The organism is Nonomuraea sp. NPDC049725 (genome assembly GCF_040674795.1).
GTDB lineage: Bacteria > Actinomycetota > Actinomycetes > Streptosporangiales > Streptosporangiaceae > Nonomuraea > Nonomuraea ceibae.
Map to the genome: position 1 here is coordinate 561,488 of NZ_JBFANJ010000005.1, position 11,594 is coordinate 573,081.

At 74.2% G+C, this 11,594-nt stretch carries 12 protein-coding genes and 1 pseudogene; 9 read left to right on the top strand and 4 right to left on the bottom strand.

Annotated features, from left to right (window positions below):
* Positions 1-12 precede the first annotated feature (12 nt).
* Complete coding sequence (locus tag AB0J53_RS16925) at positions 13-483, bottom strand: DUF1579 family protein (RefSeq protein ID WP_364172876.1); 471 nt, start codon at positions 481-483, stop codon at positions 13-15.
* Positions 484-561: 78 nt separating this feature from the next.
* Here AB0J53_RS16925 and AB0J53_RS16930 point away from each other — a divergent pair, with 78 nt between their 5' ends.
* The 4 genes from AB0J53_RS16930 (at position 562) to AB0J53_RS16945 (ending at position 4,813) form a co-directional block, all read left to right on the top strand.
* The gene (locus AB0J53_RS16930; protein ID WP_364172879.1) at positions 562-1,314 is read left to right on the top strand and encodes a metalloregulator ArsR/SmtB family transcription factor; all 753 of its coding nucleotides are present in this window, start codon (positions 562-564) and stop codon (positions 1,312-1,314) included.
* 75 nt (positions 1,315-1,389) lie between these two features.
* Positions 1,390-2,505 carry a histidine kinase gene (locus tag AB0J53_RS16935; protein WP_364172881.1) on the top strand — a complete coding sequence of 372 codons (1,116 nt, stop codon included), beginning with the start codon at positions 1,390-1,392 and terminating at the stop codon, positions 2,503-2,505.
* Entirely contained in the window at positions 2,496-3,140 is a 645-nt protein-coding gene (locus tag AB0J53_RS16940) for a response regulator transcription factor (protein WP_357591121.1), read from the top strand. The genes AB0J53_RS16935 and AB0J53_RS16940 overlap by 10 nt, the downstream gene beginning before the upstream one ends.
* Before the next feature lie 158 nt (positions 3,141-3,298).
* Entirely contained in the window at positions 3,299-4,813 is a 1,515-nt protein-coding gene (locus AB0J53_RS16945) for a serine hydrolase domain-containing protein (RefSeq protein WP_364172884.1), read from the top strand.
* Here AB0J53_RS16945 and AB0J53_RS16950 read toward each other — a convergent pair.
* Positions 4,789-5,226 carry a helix-turn-helix domain-containing protein gene (locus tag AB0J53_RS16950; RefSeq protein WP_364172887.1) on the bottom strand — a complete coding sequence of 146 codons (438 nt, stop codon included), beginning with the start codon at positions 5,224-5,226 and terminating at the stop codon, positions 4,789-4,791. The genes AB0J53_RS16945 and AB0J53_RS16950 overlap by 25 nt on opposite strands.
* 133 nt (positions 5,227-5,359) lie before the next feature.
* On the opposite strand from AB0J53_RS16950, the gene AB0J53_RS16955 reads away from it, so the two are divergent.
* Positions 5,360-6,232, top strand: coding sequence for an aldo/keto reductase family oxidoreductase (locus tag AB0J53_RS16955; protein WP_364172890.1), 873 nt, complete (start codon positions 5,360-5,362; stop codon positions 6,230-6,232).
* On the opposite strand, the gene AB0J53_RS16960 is transcribed toward AB0J53_RS16955, so the two are convergent.
* The gene (locus AB0J53_RS16960) at positions 6,222-7,226 is read right to left on the bottom strand and encodes a pyridoxal-phosphate dependent enzyme (RefSeq protein ID WP_364172893.1); all 1,005 of its coding nucleotides are present in this window, start codon (positions 7,224-7,226) and stop codon (positions 6,222-6,224) included. The genes AB0J53_RS16955 and AB0J53_RS16960 overlap by 11 nt on opposite strands.
* Before the next feature lie 102 nt (positions 7,227-7,328).
* Here AB0J53_RS16960 and AB0J53_RS16965 point away from each other — a divergent pair, with 102 nt between their 5' ends.
* Positions 7,329-7,832, top strand: a complete 504-nt coding sequence (locus tag AB0J53_RS16965; RefSeq protein ID WP_364172896.1) for an Lrp/AsnC family transcriptional regulator — start codon at positions 7,329-7,331, stop codon at positions 7,830-7,832.
* Here AB0J53_RS16965 and AB0J53_RS16970 read toward each other — a convergent pair.
* Positions 7,827-8,726, bottom strand: a complete 900-nt coding sequence (locus AB0J53_RS16970) for a LysR family transcriptional regulator (protein WP_364172899.1) — start codon at positions 8,724-8,726, stop codon at positions 7,827-7,829. The two genes, AB0J53_RS16965 and AB0J53_RS16970, sit on opposite strands and share 6 nt — an antisense overlap.
* Before the next feature lie 181 nt (positions 8,727-8,907).
* Here AB0J53_RS16970 and AB0J53_RS16975 point away from each other — a divergent pair, with 181 nt between their 5' ends.
* The 3 genes and pseudogenes from AB0J53_RS16975 to AB0J53_RS16985 form a co-directional block, all read left to right on the top strand.
* Entirely contained in the window at positions 8,908-9,795 is an 888-nt protein-coding gene (locus AB0J53_RS16975; protein ID WP_364172902.1) for an ABC transporter ATP-binding protein, read from the top strand.
* Positions 9,792-11,354: a hypothetical protein gene (locus AB0J53_RS16980; protein ID WP_364172905.1), complete on the top strand. Its 1,563-nt coding sequence runs from the start codon at positions 9,792-9,794 to the stop codon at positions 11,352-11,354. Before AB0J53_RS16975 ends, AB0J53_RS16980 begins: the two co-directional genes overlap by 4 nt.
* 19 nt (positions 11,355-11,373) lie before the next feature.
* A pseudogene (locus tag AB0J53_RS16985) lies at positions 11,374-11,594 on the top strand (hypothetical protein); the annotation flags it as partial.

Consider the following 11,594-nt stretch of genomic DNA (forward strand, 5'->3'; position numbering starts at 1 on the left):
TCCGGGACCCCGTCAGGCGGCGGGGTCCTTGGTGAAGGTCATGTCCATCCAGTGGCGCCAGGCCGAGCCGTCGTCGGTGCGCTCCCAGGTGGCGGACATGGAGGCGCCGTCCTCGGCGATCGTCAGCGTCGCCCGCTCGGTCTCCCCCGCGAACGTCCAGACGCCGTGGTCGTCGACGCTCGCCCGCATGGTGGCGAAGGCGCCGTGGTTGTCGAAGGAGCGCGCGGGATAGGTGCGGGTCGCCGGGTCGTAGGGGCCGATCATCTCGATGACCTCGACGGGCTCGCCGTTCACGCGCACGTCCACGCGGTGGACGAGGAAGTGCTCGCCCGCCAGCCACTCGTAGGTGTCCGAGCCGGTGATGTGGATCGCCGGCTCGGACGGGGTGGCGACGGTCCGCCCCTGGGAGCGCCAACGGCCGGCCAGGGCGTTCAGGCGGCGGTTCTCCGGGGGCGGGGCATGGGTGTTGCCGGCTTCCGTCATGGGCGTGTCCCTCTCACTGCGCTAGTATGTAAGCTGTTGCTTAAACACTTACACAGCTCCCGGAGGGTGCGCAAACGCATGGACGATGCCCTGCGGGCGGTGGCGGATCCGACGCGCCGCGCCATCCTCGTCCTCGTACGGGACCGCGAGGTGTCGGCGGGCGAGATCGCCGGGCGCTTCCCGGAGATCAGCCGCCCGGCGGTCTCCCAGCACCTGCGGACGCTGGCGGCGGCCGGTCTGGTCGACGTGCGCCGCGCCGGCAACCGACGCTTCTACCGGCTGCGCCCCGAAGGGCTGGCCGAGGCGGTGACGTTCCTGGAGTCGATGTGGTCCCACCTCGCTCGGCCGCCTCCAGCGCGAGGCCGAGCGGGAAGAGCGCGCGGACACCGGCGAGCACGACGCGAAGGGATCACCGTGAGCAGGACGATCGAGCAGACGTTGCACATCCGGGCGCGTCCCGAGACGGTGTGGCGGTTCTTCACGGACCCGGCCCGCCTGGCGCGCTGGTGGGGGACGGCCGAGCTGGACGCCCGCCCCGGCGGCACGCTGCGGGTGGCGATGCACGAGGGCCCGCGCCCGGTGATGCGCGGCCAGTTCTTGGAGCTCGTCCCGTACGAACGGCTGGTCTTCACCTTCGGCTGGGAGCCCACGCCGGGAGCGCCCGGCCTCGGCCCCGGCGCCTCCCGGGTCGAGGTCACCCTGACCCCCGACGGTGACGGCACCACGCTCACCCTGCGCCACAGCGGCCTGCCCGCCCCGCTGGAGGAGGAGACCGGCGGCGGCTGGGCGCACCTGCTGCCCCGCCTCCGCGAGGCCGCGGCAACGGACTGACGGCGGGTGGCGGAAGGCCGGCTGTGCGGAAACCTTCAATGCGGCATCGCCGGCCGGCTCCCTAGAGTCATGAGCATGAACGTGGTACGGGGGGCGGCGCGCGGCACGGCCGGGCTGGTGCTCGGGGCGGTGACGGCCGTGGTCGAGCTGGCGTGGGTCGTCGTCGCGGTGCCGATGCTGGCCCTGCCGGCGACCCGGCCGTGGTCGGTCCGCGGCACCCGGTGGCTGGCCGAGACCGATCGGGTCCGGGTCAACCGCTGCCTGGGCGGCGCGATACCGCCGGGGCCGGCCGGGGGACGCTCGCTCGCGTACGTGGCGGCGCACGCCGTGGTGGGCGGGCTCGGCGGCGCGGTGCTGGTGCTGGTCGGGGTCTGGGTGGTGGTGAGCCGGCGGGCGCTGTCCGGCGGCTCGGGCACGCGGGCCGGGATGAGCTGGTACGACCCGATCACCTGGACGGCGTTCGGGCTCCTCGTCCTGTTCCTGGCGGCGCAGGCGCTGATCGGCCTGGCGGCGCTGGAGCGGCGGCTGGCGGAGTGGGGCCTGGCGCCCAGCGACAGGGAGATGCTGCGCAGCCGCGTCCAGCAGTTGTCGCGGACGCGGACGGAGGTCCTGGAGGCCGTCGACGACGAGCGGCGGCGGATCGAACGGGACCTGCACGACGGCGTGCAGCAGCGGCTGGTGGCGCTGGGCATGCTGCTCGGCCGCGCCGAGCGCCTCGGCGACCCGGGCGCCGCGGCCCCGCTGTTCCGCCAGGCGCGGGAGGAGTCCCGCCGCGCGCTGGAGGAGCTGCGGGAGGTGGCCTGGCGGATCTACCCGGTGGCACTGGACGACGGCGGCCTGCCGGCGGCGCTGGAGTCGCTGGCCGAAGGGTCGAGCGTGCCGATCGTCCTCGACCTCGACCTGCCGGTACGGCCCGGCCCGGCCGTGGAGACGGCCGCCTACTTCGTGGTGTGCGAGGCGGTGACGAACGCGCTCAAGCACAGCCGGGCCGGGCGCGTCGAGGTCGGAGTCAGCCGGTCCGGCGGCGTCCTGCTGGTCCGGGTCGCCGACGACGGCGTCGGCGGCGCGCGGGCCGACGGGCGCGGCCTGTCGGGCCTGGCCCGGCGGGTGGCGGCCCACGACGGCCGGTTCGAGCTCGACAGCCCCGTGGGCGGGCCGACGACGCTGCGGGCGGAGCTGCCGTGCGCGTAGTGCTGGCCGAGGACAACACGCTGCTGCGTGAGGGGCTGACCCGGCTGCTGGGCGAGGACGGCCACGAGGTCGTGGCGGCCGTCGGCGACGGCGAGGCGCTGGTCGCCGCGTGTGACGAGCATCGGCCGGAGGTGGTCATCGCCGACGTCCGCATGCCGCCCACGTACACCAGCGAGGGCCTGCGAGCCGCGCTCGCCGTCCGGCGGCGGCATCCGGGGATCGGCGTGCTGGTGCTGTCGCAGTACGTCGACACCCGCTACGCCGCCCAGCTCCTCGACGGCGACGCGCGCGGGGCCGGCTACCTGCTGAAGGACCGGGTGGCCGAGGTCGGCGACTTCCTGGAGGCGCTGCGGCGGGTGGCGGACGGCGGCACGGCGTTCGACCCGGAGGTCGTCCGGCGGCTGCTCAACCGCGCCCGCGACACCGTGGCCCTGGCCCGGCTCACCCCGCGCGAGCACGAGGTGCTGGCCCGGATGGCGCAGGGGCACACCAACGAGTCGATCGCCGCCCGCCTGCACGTCTCGCGCAGCGCGGTGGAGAAGCACGCCAACGCCATCTTCGACAAGCTCGGCCTCGCGCACGCCGACGGCTACAACCGGCGGGTCCTGGCCATCGTGCGCTTCCTGAACGAGTAACCCCTCCTGACCCGACGACCGGGCGGCCCCGCGAGCCGCGGCCGGTCCCCTCGCCGTGCCCTTTCCGATGAAGCCTGCCCCTTTCCGAAGGAGCCTGCTCTCTTCCGGCGGAGCCTCCCCCTTTCCGATGAAGCCTGCCCTTTTCCGATGGAGTGCGTATGAACGTGTTGACCAGGCGGCTCGTGAGCGGTGCGGCCGCGGCCGTGTTCTGTCTCGGCCCGGCGGCCTCCCCCGCCTCGGCGGCGGCGCCGCCGCGACCGGACCCGGCCGCGATCGCCGGCGTGGTGCGGGCCAACCTCGGCCCGGCCCGCCTGCCCGGCGTCGCGGTGGCGCTCGTCAAGGACGGCCGCGTCCTGCACACCGGCGGGTACGGGCACGACGCGCGAGGCGAGCCGGTCACGAGCCGTACGCCGATGCGGATCGCGTCGCTGTCGAAGTCGTTCACCGCCCTGGCGGTGATGCAGCTCGTCGAGGCCGGTCGCCTCGGCCTCGACGATCCCGTGGTGCGCCATCTGCCGGAGTTCGCCCCGGCCGACCCGAGGGCCGGGCGGATCACCGTCCGTCACCTGCTCGACCACAGCTCCGGCATGTCGGACACCACGTACCCGGAGGCCACGCTCCCCCAGCCGGACTCCCTGCGCCAGGCGGTGGCGGACCTGCGCCACGCCCGGCTGGCCGCCGCGCCGGGCATGCGGCACGACTACCACAACCCCAACTACTGGGTGGCCGCGCGGCTGGTGGAGGTGGTGAGCGGGGTGCCCTTCGCCGGCCAGCTCGACCGGCGGGTGTTCACCCCGTTGCGGATGACCTCGACCGTAACGGTCGGCAACTGGCGGGACCCGGTGCCGGGGCTCGTGGACGGGCACAACCGCTTCCTCGGCCTCACCTGGCCGCGCACCGAGCCTGACCGGTTCGTGGCCGGCTCGGCCGGCGTCGTCACCACGGCCGACGACCTCGCCCGGTGGCTGGCCCTGCACACCCGGGACGCGACGAGCGCGGTCCTGTCCCGGCGCGGGCTGCGGGAGCTGCGCCGGCCCAGCGCGCCCGACGGGCGCTACGCCCTCGGCTGGGACAATCCCGACACCTACGGCGGCCCCCGGCAGATCACGCACCCCGGATCGTCGTTCACCTCGACGGCGACCATGGTGCTGCTGCCCGACACCGGATACGGCATCGCGCTGATGTCCAACAGCCGGATGCCGCTGGAGGCCGACGTCGAGGCCGTCATGGAGGACCTGATCGCCCTGACCCGGGGCTCGTCCGGCGCGGGCGCCCCGCTGCCGCTGGCCTTCGTCGCCGACCTGACCGCCCTCGCCGCGGCGCTGTCGGTCGCGGCGGCCGGGGCGGTCAGGGCCCGCCGGGCGCGGCTCTGGGCGCGGCGCCGCGCCGGCGCCGCACGGTGGCGGACGGCGCTCCGGCTCGTGCCCTATCTGGTGCCGTTGCCGGGGTTCGTCTTCCTGCCGCGCCTCCTGGAGCTGGTCACCGGCGGCCGTGACGTCACCTTCGTCCTGCTGTCGCACATCTGGCTGACCCTTCTCGCCACGGCCGGCCTGACCGCCGCGACCGGGCTCCTGGTCCTGGCCGCCCGCACCCGCGCGCTCCTGCGGCAGGGTCGCGCGGGCCACCGAGGCTCGCCGCCCGGCCGTGCTCAGCCGGAGGCGCGGGTGTCGTAGGTCTCGCGGTTGGCGAGGACCTCCCCCATGTGCGACTGCGCCCAGCCCCTGAGCCCGCGCGCCATGCGGTGGAGCGAGAGGCCGAGGTCGGTCAGCTCGTAGGTGACGGTGACCGGAACGGTCGGCGTCACGGTGCGGACGAGCAGCCCGTCGCGCTCCAGCGCCCGCAGCGTCTGGGTCAGCATCTTCTGGCTGACCCCGGCCAGCAGGCGGGAGATCTCGGAGTAACGCATCGCCTGCGGAGCCGCACCGCCCTCGTCAGCGCCGCTGTCGCCGCCCAGCGCGCACAGGATCAGGACGACCCACTTGTCCGAGATCCGGTCGAGCAGCCGCCGGCTGGGGCACTCCGCCAGGAACGCGTTGTACTCCACCTTGGCCTGGGCCCTCTTCTGGGCCGCCTTCATCGTCGTCACCGTTTCGCACCTCTCACCGCTGGGCGAGTTACGCACTTCAGAGTGCCTACTTCCGGAAAGGAAGCTTCTCTCCAATGCTGATGCAACGAGGCGGCGGACGCCACCTCCTGACGGCATGACGAAAGGCGATGACATGAGCACCCCGGCTCGCACTCTTCCCGGCGGCACCTGGACCCTGGGCGACCTGACCGTCACCCGGTTCGGGTACGGCGCCATGCAACTGGCCGGCCCGTGGGTCATGGGGCCGCCCGCCGACCGCGACGGCGCCCTGGCCGTGCTGCGCGAGGCGGTCGACCTCGGCATCACCCACATCGACACCAGCGACGCGTACGGGCCGCGCGTCACCAACGAGCTGATCCGCGAGGCGCTGCACCCCTATCCCGAGTCGCTGCGCATCGCCACCAAGGTGGGCGCGACCCGCGACGAGCAGGGCGGCTGGCCTCCGGCCCGGCGGCCGGAGGACCTGCGCCGCCAGGTCCACGAGAACCTGGAGTCCCTGGGGCTCGACGTGCTCGACCTGGTCAACCTCCGGCTCGGCGACGCCGAGGGCCCGCGGCCCGGCTCGCTCGCCGAGGCGTTCGGGACGCTGGCCGACCTTCGGCGGCAGGGCCTGATCCGTCACCTCGGCGTCAGCAACGCCACGGCGGAGCAGGTCGCGGAGGCGCGGAGCATCGCGCCGATCGTGTGCGTGCAGAACATGTACAACCTCGCCCACCGCGGCGACGACGCGCTCATCGACCGGCTCGCCGCCGACGGCGTCGCGTACGTGCCCTTCTTCCCGCTCGGGGGTTTCACCCCGCTCCAGTCGTCGGCGCTCTCGGCCGTCGCCGCCCGCGCGGGGGCGGCGCCGATGTCCGTCGCGCTGGCCTGGCTGCTGCGGCGGTCACCGAACATCCTGCTCATCCCCGGCACCTCGTCGACGGCCCACCTGCGCGAGAACGTCGCCGGCGCGGGCGTGTCCCTCTCGGAGGAGGACCTGGCCGAGCTGGACGGCATCAGCCGCTGACCGGCCCGCTCCAGCAGGAGGAGCGCGCCAGCCGGGCCGCGAGCTCCCGGACCTGCTCGGGGCGGGGGTTGGCGCCGGTCAGCACGGTCGCCGGCCGGTCGCCGGCGACCAGGCCCTGGGCGATCGCGGCCAGGCCGGCCGCGCCCGCCGGTTCCAGGAGGATGCCCAGCGTGCGCGCCGCCAGCTCCACGGCCGCGGCGATGGCCTCGTCGCTCACCAGGACGATCTCGTCCACCAGGGCGCGGGCCCGCCGCACCGAGGCTTCCAGCGGGAGGCTCACCGCGATCCCGTCGGCGAAGGTGCGGGCGTGTTCGACGCGGACCGGGCGGCCGGCGCGCAGGCTCTCCAGCATCGAGGGCGCGCCCTCGGCGTTGACGCCGACGATCCGGGTGCCGGGAGCGTGCTCCTTCATCCACCGTCCCACGCCGTTGATCAGCGCGCCGTCGCCGACCGGGAGCACGACGGCGTCGTACACCGGGCGCCCCGCGCCACCCGGCCGGGGCCGGGTCAGCTCGACCCCGATCGTCCCGGCTCCCTCGGCGATCGCCGCCTGCGAGCCGTCCTGCGCGTAGAAGCGGTCAGGGTGGTCCGCGGCGTAGGCGGCCGCGGCCTCCCGCGCGGACGACCCGTCGGGCCCGGCCGCGATGACGCGGGCGCCGAACGCTTCCATCCGTTCACGCTTGCCGGGGTTGACCGTCTCGGGCACGAACACCTCGACCGGCATCCCCCGGGCCCGCCCGGCGTAGGCGACGGCCTGCCCGAAGTTGCCCGAGCTGGCGCACACCACCGGCGTGCCGGGGGCGAGGGTGCTCAGCATCAGATCGGCGCCCCGGCCCTTGAAGCTGCGCACCGGGTTGGCCGTCTCCACCTTGACGGTCACCGCCCGGCCGCCCAGCGCCCGGCACAGCTGCTCGTCGAGATACTGCGGCGTGTCCAGGAACACCGGATCGATCACCCGCACGGCCTTCTCGATCCGCGCCACGTCCAGATCCACGCGCGCCGCCCTTCCTCGGTAGCTTCGGGAACCCGGCCGACGTTAGCCGAACTGCCGATCGAACCGATTGAGGATTTTCGCCCCGCGACGCAATAATCTTGCATGCCCGAACCGCCGCCGCCCCGCCTGGACGAGATCGACGCCCACCTGCTGGACCTGCTCCAGCACGACTCCGGGCGCACCCTGCACGAGCTCGGCGAACAGGTCGGGCTCTCGCCCAGCGCCGTCCAGCGGCGGATCGCCCGCTACCGCAGGGACGGCCTCATCACCCGGCAGGTCGCCGTCCTCGATCCGCACCTCTTCGGCCCCACCGTCCTGGCCACGGTCCTGGTGACCCTGGCCAGGGAGTCGTTCGAGCACCACCGCGCCTTCGCCGGGCGGATGTGCGCCGACCCGCAGGTCCAGCAGTGCTACCGGGTCGCCGGACCGTGGGACTACGTGGTCGTCCTGGCCGCGCGGAGCACCCGCGACTGCGGCCGGCTCGGCGACCGCCTGTTCAAGGCGGACGACAACGTCCAGCGCTACGAGACGCTGGTCGTCTTCGACACCGTCAAGACCGGCCTGACCCTGCCCCTGCCCGCCCTGCCCCAGGACGGGCGGTCATAGGTCGCCCGTCCTCAGCGGGCCGAGGTCGCGGACGGTCCTGGCGAGAGCGCGGATGGGGCCGCTCTCCGCCTTGGTGCGCCACACCAGGGCGTACGGCAGGGCGCCCATGTCGCGTACGGCCAGGTAGGTGAGGTCGGGGCGGGCGCCGTAGCGGGCCATGTGCGCGGGGAAGACGGTCACGACCTCGCCCAGGCCGGTCAGGGTGAGCACGTCGTTGGGGTTGTGGACCAGGGGGCCGCGCTCGATGCGGCGACCCTTGCGGGTCCGGGCGGGCAGGTAGCTCTCGAACCAGTACGCCGGCCCGATGTCGGTGTCCGGGTGCTGGTAGTCGCTGACCATCTCCAGGGAGACGGACGTGTGCCGGGCGAGCTCGTGCCCGGCGGACACCGCGAGCACCCGCGGCTCGGAGAAGAGCACCGGGCCGACGGTGAGGTCGGGCTCCTCGACCGGTAACCAGGCGACCAGGACGTCGAGCTCGCCGCGGCGCAGGTTGCCGAACATGTCGGTGAAGGGCGGGTGGCTGAAGCGCAGCTCCCAGGCGGGGTGGCGGGCGCGGAAGGTGGCCCAGTAGGGGCGCAGGTCGTGGACGTTCATCGGCAGCATGCCGACGCGGAGCACGGAGGTGATGCCCCGGGCCGCGAGGCGGGCGCGTTCGATGGCCTCGCACAGGGCGGCGTAGGCCGGCCCGAGCTCGCCGTGGAGCTGCCGGCCGAGCGGGGTGAGCTCGATCCTGCGCCGGTTGGAGCGGTCGAACAGCGCGCCGCCCAGGCGGCGTTCCTGCTCGGCGATGGCCTGGCTGACCCGGGCCTGGGAGACGTGCAGCCGCGCGGCGGCCCGGCCGAAGTGCAGCTCCTCGGCGAGCACCAGAAAGATCGTTATGTCACGTATCTCCATGGCCCGATTTCAGGTTGATCCAGGCTCTGTCCAGTGGTGATAACCGGGGTGTTATCGCGGGTGCGCCGAGAACGGCGTTGATCGGGGTCCAGCGGCTCTGCACAGTGAGGTCCGGCCCCATGGAGCGCGTGGACCGGCCCTGGTGCACAGCGTAACAACACTCCCCCCACTGGAGCCTCCCATGAACGTCGCGATCGCCGTCGAAGAGCTCCGCAAGAGCTTCGGGCGCACGCACGCCCTGGACGGCCTGACGATGACCGTCCGGACCGGTGAAGTCCACGGCTTCCTCGGCCCGAACGGGTCGGGCAAGTCCACCACGATCCGCATCCTGCTCGGGCTGATGCGCGCCGACTCGGGCTCCGCCGTCCTGCTGGGCGGGGACCCGCGCAAGGACGCCGCCGCGCTGCACCGGCGGCTGGCCTACGTGCCGGGAGACGTGAGCCTGTGGCCGTCGCTGACCGGCGGCGAGGTGATCGACCTGCTCGGCGAGCTGCGCGGCGGCCTGGACCCGGCGCGGCGGGCCGACCTGGTCGAGCGGTTCGGGCTCGACACCCGCAAGCGGACCAGGACGTACTCCAAGGGCAACCGGCAGAAGGTCGCCCTGGTCGCCGCCTTCGCCTCCGGCGCCGAGCTGCTCGTCCTGGACGAGCCGACGTCCGGGCTGGACCCGCTGATGGAGGCGGTCTTCCAGCGGTGCGTCGCCGAGGAGAAGCGGCGCGGCCGTACGATCCTGCTCTCCAGCCACATCCTGTCCGAGGTCGAGGCGGTGTGCGACCGGGTCAGCATCATCCGCGCCGGGCGCGACGTCGAGTCGGGGACCCTGGCCGAGCTGCGCCACCTCACCATGACGAGCGTCACCGCCGAGCTGTACGGCCCGGTCCCCCGGCTGCCCGGCGTCCACGGCCTGACCGTCGAGGGCCGGCGGGTCTCCTTCCAGGTGGACGGCGACCGGCTGGAGAAGGTGATGCTGCTGCTGGCGCGGGCCGGGATCGCGAGCCTGACCAGCCGGCCGCCGTCCCTGGAGGACCTGTTCCTGCGTCACTACGCCACGCGGGAGGGTGCGGCGTGACGGGCACGTGGACGCTGGTCAAGCTGGTCGCCCGCCGCGAGCGCCTGGTCGCGCCGGTCTGGATCCTGCTGCTCGCCGTCCTGGCGGCGGGCCAGTTCAACCGGTACGCGACCGGCATCCCCGACATCGGCGCGTTCGCCCGGGAGATGAGCGCCAACAGGGCGCTGACCGCGTTCGCCGGGGAGGTGTACGCCTCCTCGGTCGCCGCCCTGGCGGTGTGGAAGAACGCCGACGCGATCTACACCGTCATCGGCCTGATCGCGATCCTCACCGTGGTCCGGCACACCCGGGGCGAGGAGGAGTCGGGCCGCGCCGAACTGGCCGGGTCCGGCGTCGTCGGCCGGTCCGCTCCGCTGACCGCCGCGCTCGCCGTGACGTCGGCCTGCGTCGTCCTGGCCGGGCTGGTCACCGCCTCGGCCATGATCCTGGCGGGCGCCGGGGCGCCGGGGTCGGTGGCGTTCGGCGCCGCGATCGCCGCCGCCGGACTGGTCTTCGCCGGCGTCGGCGCCCTGGCCGCCCAGGTCACCCAGGGCGCCCGCGCCGCGATCGGCATCGCCGCCGCCGGCCTGGGCGCCGGCTACTGCCTGCGCTTCCTCGCCGACGGCAGCGGCCTGACCGCGCTGAAGTGGCTCTCGCCGCAGGGCTGGTCGCACCTGGTCCGCCCGTACGGGACCGACGACGTGGCCGTCCTGCTGCTCAGCCTGGCCCTCTTCGCGGTCACCGCGGCCCTCGCCCACCGGCTCAACGCCCGGCGGGACGTGGGGCTCGGCCTGATCCCGGAGCGTCCCGGGCCCGCGTCCTCGGTACGGCTGCGCGGCCCGCTCGCCCTGGCCTGGCGGATGCAGCGGGGCCTGCTGATCGGCTGGACCGCCGGTTACGCGGCCGCCGGGCTCGTCCTCGGCGCGCTGGCCCGGTCCATCCCGGAGGTCGCCAGGCAGGGAGCCGCCGTCGAGGAGTTCTTCCGCCGCTACACCGCCTCTCCCGAGGCCACGATGACCGACGCGTACCTCTGGCTGATCGTGCTCGGCCTCGGCTACGTCGCGGCCCTCCACCCGCTGCTCGTGCTGCTGCGGCTGCGCGACGAGGAGCTTTCCGGGCGGGCCGGGCTGCTGTTGTCCACGCCGGTCGGCCGGACCCGCTGGGCCTGCTCCCACCTGGTCCTCGCCGCGCTCGGCAGCGTCGTCGTCCTCGCCGCCGCCGGTCTGACGCTGGGGCTGACGGTCGGGGAGCCGGGAAAGGCGCTGGGGGGCGCGCTGGTCCAGGCGCCCGCCGTCTGGGTGCTGGCGGGGGTCGGCCTGCTGGCCTTCGGTCTGCTGCCCAGGGCCGCGGCGGCGATCTCGTGGGCCGCCTTCCTGTTCGTCAACCTGTTCGGCGAGGTGCTGGGACCCATCGTCGGGATCGACTACTGGGCCGCCCGGTTCTTCGTCCCCTTCCCCAACCTGCCGATGATCGTCTCGGGCGGCGACTTCACCGTGGCGCCCGTCCTGATCATGCTCGCCGTCACGGCGCTCCTCACCGTCACGGGGCTGGCCGGGCTCAACCGGCGCGCCCTGTCCTGATCAGCAGAAGGGACTTCTCATGTCCATCCACTCCGTGCTCGCGGACGTCGTGGCGCAGTCGCCGGACGCCGGTCCCGGCGCTCTGACCGCCGACCGGCTCTGGTCCCTGGCGGGCGCGCTGCTGAGCCTGGCCGGCGCGGTCGCGGGCGGGCTGGCGCTGGATGTCGAAGCGCCGGGCCTCGACCTCCGGCGTGATCCAGTGCGCCCACGGCTTGAGCAGGTCGGAGCGGAGCACCAGGC